This is a genomic window from Ensifer sp. SSB1 (assembly GCF_016652895.1).
GTDB lineage: Bacteria > Pseudomonadota > Alphaproteobacteria > Rhizobiales > Rhizobiaceae > Ensifer.
In genome coordinates, this window is sequence record NZ_JAEPRP010000005.1 from 65,259 (window position 1) to 85,354 (window position 20,096).

The 20,096-nt window shown below is 63.4% G+C and carries 16 protein-coding genes; 7 read left to right on the plus strand and 9 right to left on the minus strand.

Features of this window, described 5'->3' with window-relative positions; genetic code table 11:
• Positions 1 to 25 precede the first annotated feature (25 nt).
• Positions 26 to 3,529: a PAS domain-containing hybrid sensor histidine kinase/response regulator gene (locus tag I8N66_RS02220; protein WP_113536502.1), complete on the minus strand. Its 3,504-nt coding sequence runs from the start codon at positions 3,527 to 3,529 to the stop codon at positions 26 to 28.
• A 261-nt stretch (positions 3,530 to 3,790) separates the two neighbouring features.
• Between I8N66_RS02220 and mscL the strand changes: the two genes are divergently transcribed.
• On the plus strand, positions 3,791 to 4,219 hold the full coding sequence (mscL, locus tag I8N66_RS02225; protein ID WP_113536501.1) for a large conductance mechanosensitive channel protein MscL: 429 nt from the start codon (positions 3,791 to 3,793) through the stop codon (positions 4,217 to 4,219).
• A gap of 209 nt (positions 4,220 to 4,428) precedes the next feature.
• A complete protein-coding gene (locus I8N66_RS02230; protein ID WP_291149164.1) occupies positions 4,429 to 5,595 on the plus strand; it encodes a pyridoxal phosphate-dependent aminotransferase in 1,167 nt (388 codons plus the stop codon).
• Positions 5,596 to 5,622: 27 nt separating this feature from the next.
• Here I8N66_RS02230 and I8N66_RS02235 read toward each other — a convergent pair whose 3' ends face one another.
• From I8N66_RS02235 to I8N66_RS02270, 8 genes are all read right to left on the minus strand, one after another.
• The gene (locus I8N66_RS02235) at positions 5,623 to 5,931 is read right to left on the minus strand and encodes a chorismate mutase family protein (RefSeq protein WP_113536499.1); all 309 of its coding nucleotides are present in this window, start codon (positions 5,929 to 5,931) and stop codon (positions 5,623 to 5,625) included.
• 500 nt (positions 5,932 to 6,431) lie between these two features.
• Positions 6,432 to 7,436 carry a cytochrome d ubiquinol oxidase subunit II gene (gene cydB, locus I8N66_RS02240; protein WP_291149166.1) on the minus strand — a complete coding sequence of 335 codons (1,005 nt, stop codon included), beginning with the start codon at positions 7,434 to 7,436 and terminating at the stop codon, positions 6,432 to 6,434.
• A complete protein-coding gene (locus I8N66_RS02245) occupies positions 7,426 to 8,853 on the minus strand; it encodes a cytochrome ubiquinol oxidase subunit I (protein WP_291149169.1) in 1,428 nt (475 codons plus the stop codon). Before I8N66_RS02245 ends, cydB begins: the two co-directional genes overlap by 11 nt.
• A 274-nt stretch (positions 8,854 to 9,127) precedes the next feature.
• Entirely contained in the window at positions 9,128 to 10,297 is a 1,170-nt protein-coding gene (locus tag I8N66_RS02250) for a M20 aminoacylase family protein (protein WP_291149171.1), read from the minus strand.
• A 1-nt stretch (position 10,298) separates the two neighbouring features.
• Positions 10,299 to 11,123 (minus strand): ABC transporter permease, encoded by an 825-nt coding sequence (locus I8N66_RS02255; protein ID WP_291149173.1) that lies wholly within the window; start codon positions 11,121 to 11,123, stop codon positions 10,299 to 10,301.
• Positions 11,120 to 11,845: an ABC transporter permease gene (locus I8N66_RS02260; RefSeq protein WP_291149176.1), complete on the minus strand. Its 726-nt coding sequence runs from the start codon at positions 11,843 to 11,845 to the stop codon at positions 11,120 to 11,122. The genes I8N66_RS02255 and I8N66_RS02260 overlap by 4 nt, the downstream gene beginning before the upstream one ends.
• A 98-nt stretch (positions 11,846 to 11,943) precedes the next feature.
• A complete protein-coding gene (locus tag I8N66_RS02265; RefSeq protein WP_113536493.1) occupies positions 11,944 to 12,726 on the minus strand; it encodes a transporter substrate-binding domain-containing protein in 783 nt (260 codons plus the stop codon).
• Between the two features lie 36 nt (positions 12,727 to 12,762).
• Positions 12,763 to 13,536 (minus strand): ABC transporter ATP-binding protein, encoded by a 774-nt coding sequence (locus I8N66_RS02270; RefSeq protein WP_291149179.1) that lies wholly within the window; start codon positions 13,534 to 13,536, stop codon positions 12,763 to 12,765.
• 274 nt (positions 13,537 to 13,810) lie between these two features.
• On the opposite strand from I8N66_RS02270, the gene I8N66_RS02275 reads away from it, so the two are divergent.
• From I8N66_RS02275 to secD, 5 genes are all read left to right on the plus strand, one after another.
• Positions 13,811 to 14,434 carry a TetR family transcriptional regulator C-terminal domain-containing protein gene (locus I8N66_RS02275; protein WP_113536491.1) on the plus strand — a complete coding sequence of 208 codons (624 nt, stop codon included), beginning with the start codon at positions 13,811 to 13,813 and terminating at the stop codon, positions 14,432 to 14,434.
• 17 nt (positions 14,435 to 14,451) lie between these two features.
• Positions 14,452 to 15,642, plus strand: a complete 1,191-nt coding sequence (locus tag I8N66_RS02280) for a pyridoxal phosphate-dependent aminotransferase (protein WP_291149184.1) — start codon at positions 14,452 to 14,454, stop codon at positions 15,640 to 15,642.
• The gene (locus I8N66_RS02285; RefSeq protein WP_291149187.1) at positions 15,639 to 17,246 is read left to right on the plus strand and encodes a 5-guanidino-2-oxopentanoate decarboxylase; all 1,608 of its coding nucleotides are present in this window, start codon (positions 15,639 to 15,641) and stop codon (positions 17,244 to 17,246) included. Before I8N66_RS02280 ends, I8N66_RS02285 begins: the two co-directional genes overlap by 4 nt.
• 228 nt (positions 17,247 to 17,474) lie before the next feature.
• Complete coding sequence (locus tag I8N66_RS02290; protein WP_291149190.1) at positions 17,475 to 17,882, plus strand: hypothetical protein; 408 nt, start codon at positions 17,475 to 17,477, stop codon at positions 17,880 to 17,882.
• Positions 17,883 to 17,994: 112 nt separating this feature from the next.
• A partial coding sequence (secD, locus tag I8N66_RS02295; RefSeq protein ID WP_291149193.1) for a protein translocase subunit SecD occupies positions 17,995 to 20,096 on the plus strand: 2,102 nt, incomplete at its 3' end.

Sequence of the window (20,096 nt, forward strand, 5' to 3'; positions counted from 1 at the left end):
ATCGCCGGCGCACCGCCGACGCCGCTCACTCAGCAGCCGTTCGTGCAGCCGTCGAAAGTTGCGTCAGCCACGCCCGCATCGCTGCCGGTCGCACCGGCTTGTTCTGGATCGAGACGCCGTCGCGCTCGGCGGCGGCGCGCACTTCCGGAGTGCGATCCGCCGTCACCAGCAAGGCCGGGATCGCCTCACCCGCGGAGAGCCGGATCTTCGCGATTGCCTCGATGCCCGTTCCATCGTCTAGGTGGTAGTCGGCAATAACAGCGTGCGGCCTTTCGGCCGGCTGTGCGGCCATCTCGGCGCAGGCGGCAACCGATTCAGCCGTACTGACGACGCAACCCCAGCCGGACAGCAGCACCTTCATGCCCTCGAGGATGCGCGGCTCATTGTCGATGCACAGCACACGCAAGCCGTTGAGCGCCTCGCTTGCCTTGCTGGGAACGACCGGGCGGACGGCGACCCGTTCGCCGGCGCTAATGTCCAGCGGCAATGTCACCTTGAAGCCGGTGCCCTTGCCCGGTGTCGATTGCAGGCTGACCGGATGGTTGAGCACGCGCGAGATGCGATCGACGATCGAAAGGCCTAAGCCGAGGCCGGAAGCCGTGCGCGCGCCCTCGTCGAGCCGGGCGAACTCCTTGAACACCGTCCGGAATTTTGAGGATGGAATACCGATGCCGGAATCGAGCACCTCGATCGTCGCCATCGCACCATGCCTGCGCACGCCGACCAGCACCTTGCCGGCGAGCGTATATTTGATCGCGTTGGAAACGAGGTTCTGGACCACGCGTCGAAGCAGGTTCGGATCGCTGCGCACCGTGAGCGATGTCGGCATGACCACCAGTTCGAGATCCTTCGCGCGGGCGATCGGCGCGAAATCGGTCTCGATGCGGCGGAGCAGGTCGTTGAGCGGCACGGATTGCAGCCGCGGCTTCATAGCGCCGGTGTCGAGGCGTGAGATGTCGAGCACGGCGCCGAGAATGGCTTCGACCGATTCCAGCGAGGAATCGATGTTCTCGACCAGTGTGCTATCATCGGAATCGCCGAGCCGCTCGACCAGCGAGGAGGAGTAGAGCCGGGCGGCATTGAGCGGCTGCAGGATGTCGTGGCCGGCCGCTGCGAAGAACCGCGTCTTGCCGATATTGGCCTCTTCCGCGGCAGCCCGTGCTTCGGCGAGCTCTCGGTTCACGCGGGTCAGCTCGCCAGTACGCTCCTCGACGCGCAGTTCCAAAGTCTCGTTCGCCTGTTTCAGCGCCATGTCGGCGGCAACGCGCTGGGTGATGTCGGTATAGGTGGTGACGATGCCCTTGTCGGGCATGGCGTTGGTACGCACTTCGATGATGCGCTCGCCATTGCTAAGTTCGAGCAGGAAGGGTTTGTCGAGTGTCAGGAAGTTGGCGATCAGCCCCTTTTCCTGATCCTTGCGGATATCGCCGCGCTTGGTGAGGATCGAGACGATATCGGCCAGCGGGAAGCCCACCTGGCCGGCGGCTTCAGGCAAGTCGAGAAGCTGGCGGAAGCGCCGGTTCCAGATGATCAGGTTGTTGGCATTGTCGAAGACGGCGATGCCCTGGTCCATCTGCGAGAGTGCCGTCTGCAGCATATCCTGATTGTACTGCAGCGCCTCGCTTGCCTGGTCGAGCAGCCAGGCCGTGTCCGACGACGTGTCGTCGCCGCGCTGCAGGACGAGCGAAAGCACGAGACGCGCCGAGGATGAGCCAATGGCGCTGCCGAGCAACTGCTCGGAAAAATGCACGACCGCCATGTCGGCCGGCGCGTTGTCGTCCAGCCAGCGGCCGGATTGGCGCTCATAGGTGTGGAACGAGCGCTGCATGCGCTCGGTGCCCATGTAGCGGCCGATCGTCGCCTTGAGATCGCGTACCGTGACCTTGGTCTTGCGACCGCGGAAGGTGCCCTCGGTGCGCGACCGCCGGGTGATGAAGATGCCGGCCTGGAAGCGCTCGATCGGCTTCGGCGTTCGCGTCAGTGACGCCAGCACATAGGCGCTACAGTTGACGAGCAGGCTCAGCGTCGTGGCATTGACCAGCGGGTCGGCGCCGGGACCCGAGAACAGGTCTGTAAATGGCAGTAGGAAGCTTAGGACCGTTGCCGCGACCTGAGAATTGTCCGGTCCGCCGAGGCTCGGCAGGAACAGGAGATAGGCCCAGACGAAGAAGCCCGAGACCATGCCGGTGATCGCGCCGCGCGCATTCGCCTGGCGCCAGACGAGGCCTCCGAGCATGGCCGGCGCCATCTGGGAGATGGCGACGAAAGACAGTAGCCCCAGCGATGCAAGCCCGGCGCTGATATCGGCGGAGCGGTAATAGCCGTAGCCGAGCAGCAGCACGACGAAGATCGCCGAGCGGCGGATGTTGAGAAGCGTCCCCGCAAGGTTTTCCTGCAAGCCCCCGCGCTGGCTGAGATTGCGGCGCAGGAACACCGGCATGACGATGTCGTTGGAAATCATGATCGACAGCGCCACCGACGCGACGATCACCATGGCCGTCGCTGCCGAGAAACCGCCAATGAAGGTAATCAGCGTCAGGAGCGGCAGGCCGTTGGCGAGTGGCAGGGTCAAGAGGTAAAGGTCCGCGTCCCCCGAGCCCGAGAAGGTGAGGATGCCGGCAATCGCGATCGGCAGCACAAAGAGATTGATGGCGACCAGATAAAGCGGGAAGAGAATGCCGGCGGTCCGAAGTTCTCCGTCCGTGCGGTTTTCGACGACGGTGACGTGAAATTGGCGCGGTAGCATGATCACCGCGAAGGCCGAGGTGACGATCAGCAGGATCCATCGCGCCGTCGGGGTCTCGTAGGACAGTGCCGATTGTACCGCCGGGCTTTCGGTGGCCAGTGACCAGAGATGCGCCGGGCCGTTGAAAATGACGAAGACGATGTAGAAGCCGGCAGTGACGAGTGCCACGAGCTTGACCAGCGACTCCATTGCGATCGCCAGGATCAGCCCGTCCTGGTGCTCCGTCGCGTCGGTGTGGCGCGTGCCGAAAACGATGGCGAAGCAGGCGAGAAACAAGGTCACGAGCAGCGGCAGGTCGATGAAGCTCTGCCCGGCGCCGATGCCGTAGTCGCTGGTGTTGATCATCGCCGCGACAGAACTCGAAATCGCCTTGAGTTGCAGCGCGATATAGGGGATGGCGCCGACCAGCGAGATCAGCGCGACGATTGCTGCCACGGCCGGGTTCTTGCCGTAGCGCGCGGCGATGAAGTCGGCGACGGAGGTCAGTTTCTCTGTCTTGGCGAGGCGGATGATCTTGCGGATCAGCGGCATACCCAGCGTGAACATCAGGATCGGCCCGATATAGATACCGGTGAATTCGAGCCCGCGCTCGGCCGCAAGCCCGATGCCGCCGAAATAGGTCCAGGACGTGCAATAGATCGCAAGGCTGAGGGCATAGACGAGCGGTCTGCCTTTCAGCGCAGCGCTTTTCCTCCTGGCCCGCCGGTCGCCATAGCTCGCGACTGCAAACAGCAGCAGCAGATAGGCGAAGGCCGAGGCAAAGATGACCGAACCCGAAAGCATGCCTCACTCCTCCGACGCGAAGCATAGGACAAGTCCGTCAGGTTGAGAATTGCCCCGCGCATGAGTCTTAAGTCCAAGGCGCTGCAAGAGAAAATGCGCTTTCGGACGCGGAGGGGTTTCGTTCCTTCTTTTCGCAGGCGCGATTTGACCAAAGGCAAAGAATGGTTTTCTCGCTGCCCGCTTTGGTTTAGTTTCCGTAAACGGTTGCAGCGCGGGACAGCGCCGGCGGTCGTTTTCAACGGGGATAGAACGGAGAGACGTATGCTGAATGAGTTCAAGGAGTTTATTGCCCGCGGGAACGTGATGGATCTCGCGGTCGGTGTCATCATCGGCGCTGCCTTCAACAAGATCGTGACGTCGGTCGTCGAAGACCTCGTGATGCCGATTGTTGGTGCGCTCACTGGCGGCGGTTTCGATTTCTCCAACTACTTCGTCCCGCTCTCCGCCAATGTGACCGCGACGTCTCTCGCCGCCGCTCGCGCGCAGGGCGCCGTTTTTGCCTACGGCAACTTCATCACCGTGCTCATCAACTTCCTGATCCTCGCCTGGATCATTTTCCTGATGATCAAGGCTGTGAACCGCATGCGCGCGTCGATGGAGAAGAAGAAGGACGAGGCGCCGGCCGCTCCGCCGCCGGAAGACATCCTGCTGCTCTCCGAAATCCGCGATCTGCTGAAGCAGCGCGCCTAACTCTTTCTTCGAGGCCCCGGCTCGCCGGGGCCTCAAAACATCACAGAAATCGATAAACCGGTCAGATAAAGTCGCGTGATCGCTCAGACGAAAGCGGCTAGAAGCGACGGGCAACCTGGGGCAGGCCATCTCCGCTCCAGTCCATTGGTATCTTTCACGATAATCTTGGGCGATCCGACCCGGGACCGTCGTGCCTCCGGAGCCCGCCGATGACCATTCTGAGCAGCATCAGTCCCCGTGCACTTGCGGCGCCCGAAAGCGGCATCGTCGAAGTGGTGAACTATGCCCGCGGGCGCGATGGGCTGATTCCGCTCTGGGTCGGCGAAGGCGACCTGCCGACGCCCGCTTTCATCAGCGATGCGGCGCGCGAGGCGCTCACGGCTGGCGAGACTTTCTATACCTGGCAGCGCGGCATCCCGCCGCTGCGCGAAGCGCTTTCTCGCTACTATCAGCGGCGCTTCCAGAAATCCCTTTCGCCCGAGCATTTCTATGTCGTCGGCTCCGGCATGCAGGCGATCAAGCTCTCGATCGAGGCGATCGCTTCGCCGGGAGACGAGATGGTGCTGTTGACGCCGGCCTGGCCGAACTTTGCCGCTGCCGCCGATCTCTCCGGCGTCCGTCCGGTTTCCGTCGAACTGCGCTTCGAACACGGCAAATGGCAGCTCGATCTCGATCGACTGGCAGCGGCGGTCGGTCCGAAGACCAGGGCGCTGTTCATCAACACGCCGTCGAACCCGACCGGGTGGACCGCGACGCGGGAGGAGCTGGCGGCGATCCTGGCGCTGGCGCGCAAGCATGGTCTCTGGATCATCGCCGACGAGATCTATGCGCTCTACTCCTATGTCGGCGCCCGCGCGCCGTCCTTCCTCGACGTCATGGAGGAAGGCGACCGGATCCTCTTCGTCAATTCCTTCTCGAAGAACTGGTCGATGACCGGCTGGCGTGTCGGCTGGATCGTCGCTCCTCCGGAGATGGGGCAGGTGCTGGAAAACCTGGTGCAATATTCGACGTCGGGTGTTGCCCAGTTCATGCAGCGCGGCGCCGTCGTTGCGCTCGACGAGGGCGATGCCTTCCTGGACGCGAATGTCGCCAAGGCGACGAAAAACCGTGACGTCTTCTGCGATGCGCTGATTGCCACCAACCGGGTGGAAACGCTGAAGCCCGACGGCGCGCTCTATGCGTTCCTGAAGATCGATGGTGTTACGGATTCGCGTGCGGCGGCGATCGATATCGTCGACAAGACTGGTGTCGGCCTGGCACCGGGCACCGCCTTCGGCGACGGCGGTTCGCTGTTCATGCGCGCCTGTTTCCTGCGCGATCCGGCCCACGTGAAGAAAGCGGCGGACCGCCTGCAGCGCTATATTCTTGGCGGCTGATGCCGGGACGCATGACCGAGGAGGCGACTATTCGTCGCCGGTCTCGCCCAGAACTTTCTGCTCATGGGCAATCGCATGGCCAATCAGCCGCGCCCAGATATCCTCGTAGAAATCGGGGTCGAGATTGAAGTTCGCGGCGTTCTTGCGGGCGTTCTCGCGCACTTCCATGACCCGCGCCGGGATATCCGCCTTCAGCTTCAGCGGTGCCTTGATCTCGGCTGCCCGGTCGATGTAGCCCCAGCGTTCGGCAAACAGCGTCATCAGTGCCTCATCGAGCCGGTCGATTTCGGCACGCACATCGGCCATGGTTTCGCATTGCGCGGGGGTCTTCTGCATCTGTCTCGTCCGATTGCCTGGGGCCTGGCCGTTTCGGCCGCGCGCAGATCCAGGGCGTTCGAGCGTCCCTCGGCTCTCAGCAAGCGGGGCGCCCTTGCGGCGCACTGCTAACAAACGGCGAGCTTTCTGAGAAGGGGCAACAGGGTCGCACTTTGCGGCATCACCACTCCGAAAGGAGGGCGGAAAGATGCGCAGGCGACTGAGCGCGGGGTGGTCACCTCAGCAGGCGATCGCTTTGCAGGGGAGGAGGGTGCGGTCCTGTCTCCGTCTGCGGCGATCGCCTGCTGACGTGTTGAGAGAAGTTAGCCGGCCAAGCTTGAGCGAGGCTTTTTAGAGTGGAAAAACTTCGCGGGCTTGCGCTTCCCGCGCGGAATTTATGTGAATCGGTCATGTTCCGATCGTCAGCTTGATCGCAAGGCCGACGAGGGTGACGGTCGCTACCCCCGCACACCAGAGGCCGACGAACCAGAGAAGCTTGCGGCCGGTACCCGTCTCGCTGGTCAATGGTAGCCCTCCTCGGGATCGACCTTGCCGCGGAACACCCAATAGGCATAGGCGGTGTAGGCAAGGATGATCGGCACCAGAACCAGCGCGCCGGCGAGCAGGAAGGACAGGCTTTCCTCCGGTGCTGCCGCATCCCAGATCGTCAGCGATGGCGGCACCATATAGGGATAGAAGCTGATGCCGATGCCGGCATAGCCGAGCACGAAGAGGCCGAGGGCCGCGATGAAGGGCCGGCTGTCGAGCCGGTTGCGGATACCCGTGATCAGCGCATAGAGGCAGCCGAGAACGAGGGCCGGCACGATGACGCTGAAGATCGCTGTCGGAAAGCCGAACCACCGATCCAGATATTGCGGCTCCAGGAACGGGGTCCAGAGACTGACGATGCCCATGGCAGCGATGGTGCCGAAGGAGCACCTGAGCGCAAGGCCGCGCGCCTGGTCCGCAAGGTTGCCGTGGGTCTTCATGACCAGCCAGGTGGCGCCGAGCAGCGCATAGCCGACGACGACGGCAATACCGGTCATGATCGAGAACGGCGTCAGCCAGTCCCACCAGCCGCCGACATAGGCACGATTCTCAACCGGAATGCCCTGGACCAGCGCCCCGAGCGTGATCCCTTGCGCAAACGCGGCGAGCATCGAGCCGCCGGAGAAGGCCCAGTTCCAGAGATACTCGGCCCGGCGCGTGCGCCAGCGGTATTCGAAGGCGACGCCGCGGAAGATCAGGCCGAGGACCATGGCGATGATGGGGGCGTAAAGTGCCGGCAGGATCGTCGCGTAAGCCAGCGGGAACACGGCCATCAGGCCACCGCCGCCGAGCACCAGCCAGGTCTCGTTGCCGTCCCAGACCGGGGCGACGGAATTCATCATCACGTCTCGGTCGTGCTTCTCAGGGAAGAATGGAAAGAGGATGCCGACGCCGAGGTCGAAGCCATCGAGAATGACATAGGCGAGCACCGCAAAGGCGATGATACCCGCCCAGATGAGCGGCAGATCAAAGTCCATGGTGACCTCCCTGGGTGTTGGCGTGCGTGCTGTGAATGGCAGGGCCGGGCATGATGCCGGAGCTGCGCAATGGTCCTTCGTCGAGATCCGGCAGGGTGTCCTTCGGCAGGCGTGCCATGAGCCGGAGGATGTAGAAAGTGCCGGCGCCGAAGACGAAGAAATAGACGATGATGAAGGCGATCAGCGAGGCGGCGACGGCCGGTGCTGCGATTGGCGCCACTGAATTCGCCGTCAGCAGGTGCCCGTACACCGTGTAGGGCTGGCGCCCGACCTCGGTGGTGACCCAGCCGGCGAGCACGGCGACGAAACCGGCAGGCCCCATGGCGATCGCTGCGCGGTGCAGCCAGACATTGCTGTCCAGCGTGCCGCGGTAGCGACACCAGAGCGACCAGAGGCCGATGCCGAGCATGGCGAAGCCGAGGCCGACCATCACCCGGAACGACCAGAAGACGACGCCGACCGGCGGATGTAGCTCTTCCGGGATCGTGTCGAGACCGGCGAGCGGGGCGTTGAGATCATGCTTCAGGATGAGGCTGGAGAGCTTCGGCACTTCGATCGCATAGTCGATGCGCTTTTCCGGCGAGTTCGGGTTGCCGAAAAGGATGAGCGGCGCGCCGTCCGGGTGGCTCTGGTAATGGCCTTCCATCGCCATCACCTTGGCCGGCTGGTGCTCCAGCGTGTTGAGGCCGTGCATGTCGCCGGCAAAGATCTGGATCGGCGCGACGATCGCCGCCATCCACATGGCCATAGAGAACATCTTGCGCGCGCGCCGCGGCGCCGTCTTGCGGATGAGGTGCCAGGCGCCGCAGGCACCGACGACGAATGCGGTCGTCAAATACGCGGCAAGCACCATGTGCACGAGGCGGTAGGGGAAGGACGGGTTGAAGACGATCTTCCACCAGTCGACGGGAACGAACTGGCCCGCTTCGTTCATGGCAAAGCCAGCCGGCGTCTGCATCCAGGAATTGGCCGAAAGGATCCAGGTGGCGGAAATCAGTGTGCCGACGGCGACCATGAGCGTCGCGAAGAAATGCAGCTTCGGCCCGACACGATTGAGCCCGAAAAGCATGACGCCGAGGAAGCCGGCTTCGAGGAAGAAGGCCGTCAATACCTCATATCCCATCAGCGGCCCGATGATTGGCCCGGCTTTGTCGGAAAAGACGCTCCAGTTGGTCCCGAACTGATAGGACATGACGATGCCGGAGACGACGCCCATGCCGAAGGCGACGGCGAAGATCGTCTTCCAGAAGTGGAAGAGCTCAAGATAGACCGCATCCTTCTTCAGGAGCCACAACCCCTCCAGCACCGCAAGGTAGCTCGCAAGACCGATGGAAAAGGCGGGGAAGATGATGTGGAAGGAGACGGTGAAGGCGAACTGGAAGCGAGCGAGCAGGGTCGCATCGAAACTTTCAAACACGGGCGCAATCCTTTCAGACATACGGACGCGCGGCGTCGTTGACGCGGGCCGTATCGCTCTGGCTGCTGCATCTTGTTGTCCGTGACCGATCGTCGATCAGGGAACCTCTTTGGGCGTTTGCCAGGACAGACTTCAGTGTTTGTGCCGGCGTCTCAGCATGCGCTTGAATCTGCGCCAAATTTGCCAAACGTCAATGACAGCGCGTCCGCCAGGTTGTCACACTGCGGCAATGTTGCGCTGCGGCATATTGGCGGAACGGTAGGGCGAGCGCGCCTCAGCGGCGCGCGAGATAGGCTTCCGCGAGATCGGTCCAGAAGGCGGCGCCGATCGGCAACAGGTCGTCGTTGAAGTTGTAGCCGGGATGGTGCAGCGGCTTGTCGTCGTCGCTGACCTTCGAGCCCAGGAAGAAGTAACTCCCCGGCCTCTCCTGCAGCATATAGGCGAAATCCTCGCTGCCCATGAACGGACGGGCAAGATCGACCACCTTGTCGGCTCCGGCAAAGCGTACTGCGAGGTCGCGAACGAGATCCGTCTCGGCCTTGTGGTTGATCGTCGCGTCGTAGCTGCGCTGGTAGTCGACCGTTGCGCGCATGCCGAAACTCGTGGCCTGCGCTTCGGCGATCATGCGGATGCGGCGTTCGAGTTCGTCGCGCACGGCGGGGTCGAAGGAGCGGATGCCGACGACGATCTCGGCGCGCTCGGGAATGATGTTGCTGGCCGAGCCCGCATGGAAGGCGCCGACGGTGACGACGGAGGGATCCATCGGGTGAATGTTGCGCGAAACGATTGACTGCAGCGCCATGATGATCGAGGCGCCGCAGACGATCGGGTCAGCCGTTTCTTGCGGCTCGGCGCCGTGTCCGCCACGGCCGTGTACGGTGATGCGCGCCTCATCGACGGCGGCCATGATCGGCCCTTCGCGAAGTGCGAACTGGCCAAAGGGCCGGCCCGGTTCGTTGTGAAGCGCGAAGACGGCGTCGCAGGGGAATTTTTGAAACAGGCCCTCGTCCATCATGATCTTGGCGCCGCCGAAATTCTCCTCGGCCGGCTGGAAGATCAGGTGGATCGTGCCATCGAAATTGCGTCGTTCAGCGAGCGCGCGGGCCGCACCCAGCAGCATCGTCGTGTGGCCATCATGACCGCAGGCATGCATCAGCCCTGCGGTCTTGCTGGCATAGTCGAGCCCGGTCTCCTCCAGAATCGGCAGCGCGTCGATATCGGCGCGGATACCGATCGAGCGCGTGCTCGTGCCGTTCCGGAGCGTGCCGACGACGCCGGTTTGCGCAAGGCCCGTCGTTACCTCGTAGCCGAGACTTTCGAGATGTTTGGCGATGAAGGCAGAGGTGCGCTTCTCCTCCAGCCCCAGTTCCGGATGGGCATGCAGATCGCGGCGGATGGCGACGAGTTCGGGCATGGCGTTGGTGATGGAGGAGGAGAGCTTCATGTCAGGCACCGCGGGTTGGGATGCGATTTTCGAACTTGCGGAAGGCCACCACCAGAATGCCGGTGAGGCACATATAGATGAGCGCCAGCAAAAGCAGCGGCTCGTAGGTAAGGAACGTTTCCTGCCGCACCTTGGAGATCACCGCATAGACGTCGACGACGGTCACGGTGGCAACGAGCGGCGTCGATTTCAGCTGCAGCACGGTTTCTCCGTTGAGCGTCGGTAGCGCGCGGTGGATGGCGCGTGGCAGCCAGATTCGGCGGAACATCGTCCAGCGGCCCATGCCATAGGCCTTGGCCGCTTCCAGCTCTCCATGCGGAACCCCGGCAAAGGCACCGCGCATGACCTCACCCTCATAGGCGGCGAACGAGATAGTCAGCGCCGCCATGCCATAGGGCCAGGCCTCGCGCAGATAGGGCCAGAGGAAGGACTGTCGGATGGCCGGGAACTGCGGGAACAGCGAACCGAGCCCGTAGTAGAGCAGCCAGAGCTGCAAGAGCAGCGGCGTGCCGCGGATGACGGTGCAGAAGACCTTGGCAGGGAGCTTCAGGAACCAGGGGCCGGTCACCTGCACTAGGCCGATCGGCACCGCGAAAAGGAAGCCGAGGATCGATGTGCTGAACAGCATCAGGAGGCTGACGAGAATGCCCCAGCCAAGCCGCGGCAAGTAGCGCGGCAGCCAATCCCAGCGCATGAAGACGGCGATGGAGACGACAAAGGCTGCGAAGACCAGCATCATCACGATGCGATGGGGCTGGAAGAAGCTCTTGGCCGTCGGCAGGTCCTCGGGCGTGAAGGCAACCGCGTGTGTGGTTTCGTCGGTCATCGCTGCACCGCCAACCCTCGTCGGGCATGGCGTTCGAGCATGCCGATGAAGATATTGGAGACGAGCGTCAGCATCAGATAGAGCGCGCCGGCGGCAAGGAAGAACAGGAGATAGGCCTTGGTCGTTCCGGCCGCCTGGCGCGTGACCAGCGTCAGCTCGCTGAAGCCGACGACGGCGAGCAGCGCCGTATCCTTGGTCGCGATCAGCCAGAGATTGGAAAGGCCGGGGATGGCATAGGGCAGCATCGCCGGCAGGGTGATGCGCCTCAAGACCTTGGTCGGCGACATGCCGTAGGCACGCGCGGCCTCAATTTGCCCGGCAGGAACCGCCTTGATCGCACCGCGCAGCACCTCGGTCGAATAGGCGCCCTGAACGACGCCGATGACGAAGATGCCGGCCATCAGGCCGCTGATATCGACCGGGCCGATCGAAAAGAGCGCAAGCAGCTGGTTGAGAAGATCGGTGCCGGCGTAATAGAGCAGCAGGATCAGCACCAGTTCCGGCACCGCGCGTACGACCGTGGTGTAACATTCGAGCAGGTCGCGCAGCACCGGGCCGCCATAGAGCTTGCCGAAGGCGCCGCCGACACCGAGGGCGAGCCCCAGCGTGAAACCGCCGACGGCGATCTGAATGGAATTGAAGAAGCCTTGCAGCAACACGCCGCCCCAGCCGGGCGCCGTAAGCGAAAGCAGGCCCCAATTGATGAGGGAATCCGCAGCCATACGTCGAGCTCCGATGGCGCCGGCCGGCGGTCGCTACAGCGTTGCGTGTCCTTCAGACATGCGACGCTGCAACGGGTCGAACGCCGGCCGATCGCGCCTTACTTGCCGTAGATGTCGAAGTCGAAGTACTTCTTCGAGAACGTGTCGTAGGTGCCGTTGTCACGGATCGCCTTGATGGCGGCGTTGACCTTGTCCTTGAGTTCGGTTTCGCCCTTGCGCAGGCCGACGCCGACACCCGGGCCGATCACGGCGACGTCTTCGGCGACATCACCCTTGTAATCGCAGCATTCCTTGCCCTGGTCGGTCGCGAGGAAGGTCTTGAGCGCGATCGCGTCCGCCTGAACCGCATCGAGGCGACCGGCGGCGAGGTCGTTGTTGGCCTCGTCCTGCGTCTGGTATTCCTTGACCTCGACGCCTGCCGACGCGAAGTGCTTGGCGGCATAGGCCTGATGGACCGTCGAGACCTGGACGCCCAGCGTCTTGCCGTTCAAGCCTTCCGGCGTCGGCTTGATGTCGACGCCCTTGGTGCCGATGATGCCGGTCGGAGTATTGTAGTACTTGTCCGAGAAATCGATCGTCTTCAGCCGCTCGTCGGTGATCGACATCGAGCTGATGATCATGTCGATCTTCTTCGAGGTCAGCGCCGGGATGATGCCGTCCCACGCGACAGGCGTCAGCACGCATTCGAGTTTCGCCTCGGCGCACATCGCGTTCATGAACTCGACTTCCCAGCCTTCCCACTTGCCGCTGGCATCGGGTGCCGTGAACGGCGGATAGGGTTCGGCGGCAACGCCGACCTTAAGCGCTTCCGCCGAGGCGGCCACGCCGCCGCTGACGGCGATTGCCGCCGCAACGGCCAGGACTTTCAATGCCTTCTTCATGCTGTTCCCCTTTTTGGTTGTTTAGCATTCAGGAATTCAGTGAATGGAACTGATGAACTTCTTGAGCCTTTCCGATCTCGGTGCGCCGAAAATGGCCTCTGGCGGGCCCTGTTCCTCGATCACGCCGTTGTGGAGAAAGACGATGTGGTTGGCGACGTCGCGCGCGAACTTCATCTCGTGCGTCACCAGGATCATCGTGCGCTTCTCGCGCGCGAGGTCTCCGATGACCGATAGCACTTCGCCGACAAGCTCGGGATCGAGTGCCGATGTCGGCTCGTCGAAGAGCATGACGAGAGGCTGGATCGCAAGCGCCCGGGCGATCGCCGCGCGCTGCTGCTGGCCACCGGAAAGAAAGGCCGGGTAGGCGTCTCTCTTCTCGTAAAGGCCGACACGCCGGAGCAGGGTTTCGGCGGTTGCAACCGCTTCCGCCCTTGGCTTGCCGAGCACGTGGATCGGCGCCTCGATGACGTTTTCCAGGATGGTCATATGCTGCCAGAGGTTGAAGCTCTGGAAGACCATGCCGAGCTGGCTGCGGATGCGCTGGACCTGTTTGCGGTCCTCCGGCACCAGGCCGCCGCGGCCGTCGGATTTCATCTTGATCGTTTCGCCGTGCACGCTGACGCTGCCGGCCGACGGAAGTTCCAGGAGGTTGATGCAGCGCAGAAAGGTGGATTTACCGGAGCCGCTGCCGCCGATGATGGCGATCACGTCGCCCTGCTTCGCCGTCAGCGAAACTCCCTTCAGCACTTCCAATGGCCCGAAACGCTTGTGCAGGTCAGTGACCGCGATTGCCTGGGCCGTATCCGTCATCGGCACGCCACTCCGGCGGCTCTCAGAGCATTTGCTGTTGGCATGAGAACAGTTCCCCTGTCGATTTCCGCGCGGCATCTTCGGCCTGTCACGGGTCTTTGTTGGCCGACATCGTGGCACTTGTGTCGCTATTGTTCAAGCGTATAATAACAGCCATCGTCGATTTTTTGACGCCCGCCCTGAGTCTCGATTTCCCGAAGGAGCTGCCCATGCCCCCGTCCCGGCCGATGCCATTGCCGACCGCGCCAGGGCACGTTTTCAAGCGGACCGCGGCATGAACAGGCGCAGTTTTCACCGTGCCCCGGAAGGCGAGCGCCGCCAAGAACTGATCGAGGCGACGCTCGACTGCATCTCCGAGTTCGGGCTCAAGGGCGCGACGGTAAGGCAGATCGCGATTCGCGCCGGCGTGACCGCGGGGCTGGTGCGCCACTATTTCGAATCGAAGGACCAGATGGTCGCCGAGGCCTATCGCGCCGTGATCGCATCCTTGACCGACAAGGCGAGCAAGGTGGAGGGCGATCCGGAAACGCGGCTTCGAGATTTCATCGCCATCAACCTCACCGAGCCGGTGGCCGACAGCCGCAGCATCTCGCTCTGGGCGGCGTTCATCAGCCAGGTGCGGGTCGATCCGGTACTCGCCGAGATCCATCGCGAAGGCTATCTCGCTTTCCGCAATACGCTGCAGGAACTGCTTGCCGACTTTCTTGCCGCCAAGGGGAAACCGGCGGATCCGGAAACCTGCCGGGCCTTCGCCATCGCCATCAACGGGCTGGTCGACGGCCTCTGGATCGAGGGATGCCTGGCCGGCGATCTCTTTCGCGAGGGCGAACTGATCGCAATCGCCATGTCCTCGGCCGAAGCGCTGCTCGGCACGTCGATCGGAACTGCAAAACAATGAAAACGGGAGAAAGCACCATGCGCTACGCGTCCATCACCGAACGTCTTGCCGATCTTGGTTCGGGAAAATGGTCGCTGCATATTCGTGCCCGCCAGCTGAAGGCGAGCGGCGCCGACATCATCGAGTTGACGATCGGCGAGCCGGATCTCCCTCCGGATCGCGCGCTTCTTGATGAATGCCAGCGGGCGATGAATGCGGGGCGCTATCGCTATTCCAATGGTCGCGGCGAACCCGCGGTCGTGGCGGCGCTCGCGCAGAAATACAGCCGACGTCGTGCCGACGTTACCGCGGCGAACGTCCTGTGCTTCCCCGGCACCCAGACGGCCCTCTTTGCCGTGATGCTGGGCCTGGTGGAAGCCGGCGATGCGGTGCTCGTCGGCGACCCGCTCTATGCGACCTATGAAGGTGTGATCCGCTCTACCGGTGCCCATCCGGTGCTGGTGCCGCTGAAGCCGGAATCCGGCTTCCACATGCAGGCCGAAGATCTCGAAAAGGCGATCACGCCGGAGAGCCGGGTGCTGCTGCTCAATACGCCGCACAATCCGACCGGTGCCGTGCTGACGGCCGCTGAGATTGCCGCGATCGGCGAAGTTGCCCGCCGCCACGATCTCTGGATCGTCTGTGACGAGGTCTATGAGGAGCTGGTCTTCGACGCGGTGTTTGCCTCGCCCTTCGACAATCCCGATCTTGCCGAGCGCACCATCGTCGTCTCGTCCATCTCGAAGTCTCACGCGGCGCCGGGATTCCGCAGCGGCTGGGCGGTCGGCCCGGGCGAGTTTGTCGACCGGCTGCTGCCGGTCTCGGAGACGATGCTCTTCGGCACCCAGCCCTTCATCGCCGACATGACGGCTTACGCCCTGACGCATGACATCGACACAGCCCGCCGGATGCGTGAAGCGTACAAGTCCCGCGCCGCGCAGATCGTCTCCGGCCTCGCCGCCGCACCCGGCATCGACGTCTTTCCGCCGGAAGCCGGCATGTTCATTTTGATCGACGTTTCCGGAACCGGCCTCGATGGCGACGCGTTTGCCTGGGCACTGCTCGAAGAAGAGGGGGTTGCCGTCATGCCCGGATCATCCTTTGGCGATCAGGCGCAGAATTATCTGCGCGTCAGCCTGACCGTGCCCGATGGCGCCATCGACGAGGCCTGCCGGCGCATCGCCGCGCTCGCCGAACGGGCCAGCCTGCGTAAGGAGCGCCGCGCATGACTATGGAAAAGACGGTTGGAGAAGTCCTCGTCGATCTGCTCGAGGCCAATGGCGTCGAGGTTGTTTTCGGCATTCCCGGCGTGCACACGGTCGAACTCTATCGCGGACTGGCGGCATCGAAAATTCGCCATGTGACCCCGCGCCATGAACAGGGCGCGGGCTTCATGGCCGATGGCTATGCCCGCGTCAGCGGCAAGCCGGGCGTCGCCCTCGTCATCACCGGACCGGGACTGACGAACACGATAACGGCAATGGCGCAGGCCCGGCAGGATTCGATCCCGATGCTGGTGATCTCCGGCGTCAATCGCCGCGATTCGCTCGGTCATGGTCGCGGGTTGCTGCACGAGCTTCCCGACCAGCACGGCATGATGAAGACGCTGGCGCTCTATTCGCACACCCTGCTCAATCCGGATGACCTGCCGTTCGTCGTCGACCGGGCGTTCTCGGTGCTCGTTTCCGGTAGACCGGGACCGGTGCATATCGAAATCCCGACTGACGTCATGGCGGCGAAGATCGCGCCGCAGGCAGCACGGCCCGCCACCGCCACACGCCCGCGCTCCGACAGTGAGACGCTGCAGCGCGCTGCCATCCTCTGCGCCGATGCCTCGCGACCGGTGATCATCTGCGGTGGTGGCGCCTTGACGGCGGAGGCCGAAGTGAAGGAGCTTGCCGAGAAGATCGGCGCCCCCGTCGTCACCACGGTCAATGCCCGCGGCATGCTCGCCGGCAATCCCTTGCGCGTTCCGGCAAGCCCCAGCCTGAAGGCGGTACGGTCACTCCTGAAGGAGGCTGACCTCGTCCTGGCGCTCGGCACCGAGATGGGCCAGACGGACTACGACATGTATGCCGATGGCGGCTTCCCGGCCTTGCGCAACCTCATCCGCACCGACATCGACGCCGCCCAGCTTGCGCGCGGACCGCATGCGGCGCTTTCCATCCTTTCCGGCGCCAAGGCGGCAACCGCAGGCATCCTCGCCTTCCTGCCCGGCCACACCGCCAAGGACGGCGTGGGGCGTGCCGAAACCGCGAGACGGGCAGCGCAGAAGGAATTGACGCCGAAGATGCGGGCCGAGATCGCGATCATCGACACGCTCTACGGGACGTTGCCGGACTGCACCGTCGTCGGTGACTCGACCCAGGCCGTCTATGCCGGCAACCTCTATTGTGATGCGCCGCGCCAGCGCAGCTGGTTCAATTCCGCGACCGGCTACGGCTCGCTCGGTTATGCCCCGCCGGCGGCGGTCGGCGCTGCGGTCGCCGATCCGTCGCGGCCAGTGGTTTGCCTTGTCGGCGATGGCGGCTTCCAGTTCTCGCTGGCCGAAATCGGATCCGCGGTTGATGCCGAAGCGAAGGTGATCTTCCTCGTCTGGAACAACGACGGCTACCAGGAAATCGAGTCCTACATGGTCGACGCCGGCGTCACCCCGGAAGGGGTCAAGCCTTCGGCGCCGGATTTCCTGCTGGCGGCCAAGGCCTACGGGGTGGAAGGCGAGCGGCTCACCTCGATTGCCGATCTGGCGCAGGCGTTGGCCGCAGCCGCAGGGCGCAAGGGGCCGTCGCTCATCGAGATCCACGAGAGGCGGACGGTGGGCCTTTCGGCCTGACGGCGCGGGAGTGGTGCAACGGGCCGGATTTGACTTTTCCGGCCCGCAATGGTGTTAAAGGCGCGCATGCTCGATTCCGGCCACGTTCTTGCGGTACGGTTGGGGTTCGGGCTGAATTTCGTGTCGCAGGCGCTGTTGCGCTTCGAATTGCTGCTTATGCTTTCCCTCGGATCGAATAGGATTCAAGGAAATATGCAGTAGGCGCCAAGGAAAGGGACTGCGTCCTCGATGGACCGCTTGGGTGGTGGCAGCAAGAACATGCAGGCCGGCCGGCTTCTAGCCGTGCTGTGGCTGTTCTGTGCCTCCTTCGCTATGCAGGTCATCTCGGTTGGGCAGAGCATCCCGTCTCGCTCGTCCTCTGGTGCCCAGGCCGGCAACGTCACCGATACCGGCTCGAGCGATCGCCCTGCAGCCCGACAGATGTCGCGGGCGACACCACTTTCCGATCTCCGATTTACGGCCGAACGCAAGGACGCCAAGTCCGCAGCAGACGACGGTTTGCCGGCTCTGCTGCCGGTACTGGCCGAGCTGGAATATCCCCAATCGTCGGACGGTCGGTTCCTGCGCCGTGTCGCAGAGCAGATCGGTGGGACTGCGAACCACGGTCCCCATATTCGCGCGCCCCCGCGCGCCTGATCCATCGAGCACATACTGGCTGGCTGGCGGATTCGACCGCAGCACTGCCTTTGATGAAACAAAGTCCTGACGGCGCGCCCTGTGCCCGTGCAGGCTCTTCTGGAACCACAACATGCGTACATCGAAATGGGCGATTCTCGTCTATGTCGTCGTGATCATCTTCGGATGTATCGCGGCGCTTCCCAACGTGCTGACACCAACGCAGCGTGAACAGTTCGGCCGCTGGCTGCCGGTCAAGCCGGTGACGCTCGGCCTCGACCTCAAGGGCGGTTCGCACCTCGTCCTCGAAGTCGATGCCGCCGGCCTGCGCAAGGCCCGCCTCGAAACCCTGCTCGACGATACGCGCAGAGCGCTTCGTGCCGAGCGCGTTCCGGCGTCGTCGGCCCGCATCGCCGGCGATACCGTGACGGTCAAGATCGAGGACGCGGCCGACCGCGACAAGGTCCTGCCGAAGCTTAAGGAACTGGCGGCTCCGGTTGGCACGCTCGGCTTCGGCGGCTCGGCTTCCGACATCGAGGTGACCGAGGACGGCGACACCATCACGGTCGCGATGACCGAAGCCGGCCTGAACGACCGAACGACCAAAGCAGTCGAGCAGAGCCTGGAAATCATCCGTCAGCGCGTCGACACGGTCGGCGTCGCCGAACCCTTGATCCAGCGCGTCGGTTCCAACCGCATTCTCGTCCAGCTCCCGGGTCTTGAAGACCCGACGGCGCTGCGCCAGCTTCTCGGCTCCACCGCGCAGATGAGCTTCCACATGGTCGACCAGACCGTGGATCCCAATCAGCCGGCGCCGCGTGGCGTCGACATCCTGCCGGGTGCACACGACACCAACAAATACGCCGTCGAAAGCCGCGTCGCCATCTCGGGCGAGCGCCTGGCAGATGCCAAGGCCGGTTTCGATCAACGTAGCAACGAGCCGATCGTCTCCTTCAACTTCGACGCACTCGGTGCCCGTCAGTTTGCTGAAATCACCCAGGCCAATGTCGGCCGGCCCTTCGCGATCGTGCTTGATGGCAAGGTTCTGACCGCGCCGGTCATCCGCGAGCCGATCATCGGGGGCAGCGGCCAGATCAGCGGCAACTTCACCGCCCAGGAAGCGACCGTCCTTTCGGCGCTGCTGCGCTCCGGCGCCCTGCCGGCACCGCTGACCGTCATCGAAGAGCGCTCGGTCGGCCCGAACCTCGGCTCAGACTCGATCCGCATGGGCATCTACACCGGCCTTGCCGGCTTTGCCCTCGTCGTCACCCTCATGGTCGTGCTTTACGGCGCTTGGGGCATGATCGCCAACGTCGGTCTGGTCCTGCACACGATCCTGACGATCGCCGTCCTGGCGATGCTCGGCTCCACGCTGACCTTGCCCGGTATCGCCGGTATCATTCTCGGCATCGGCATGGCGGTGGACGCCAACATCCTGATCAACGCACGTATCCGCGAAGAGACGGAAGGCGGAGCGGGCGCGATGAAAGCGCTCGATATCGGCTTCAACAAAGCCTACGCGACCATCATCGATAGCAACGTGACGACGCTCTCGGGCACCATCCTGCTGTTCGCCTTCGGCTCCGGCCCGGTGAAGGGCTTCGCCATCACCATGATGCTCGGCATCATCATCTCGATGTTCACCTCGATCACCGTCGTGCGCCTGATGATGCGTGAGGTCGTCGTTCGCCGTAAGATGAAGAAGCTGGAAATCCCGTCGCTCTTCGGCCGGGTTCCGCGTCTGCCGACCTTCTCCTTCATGAAGGGTCGCTACATCGCCATCGGCATGTCGGCCTTCCTGTCGGTAAGCTCGGTGGTCCTGTTCTTCACGCCTGGCCTCAACTACGGCATCGACTTCGTCGGTGGTATTCAGGTGGAAACTACGTCGAAGAACACGCTCGACCTTCCGAACCTGCGCCACAATCTCGAGGCGCTCAACATCGGCGAAGTGGCACTGCAGGAGTTCGGCCAGGACAAATCGGTCCTGATCCGTGTCCAGCGTCAGCCGGGCGGCGAGCAGGAACAGACCACTGCATTGAACCGCATCAAGGACGCGGTGGTGCAGACGATCCCTGACGCGACCTTCGAGCGTACCGAGGTCGTCGGTCCCACCGTCAGCGCCGAGCTTGCCCGCTCGGGCTTCCTCGCGGTCGGCCTCGCCATGGTCGCGATCCTGCTCTACATCTGGTTCCGCTTCGAATGGCAATTCGCGCTTGGCGCCATGATCGCCAACGT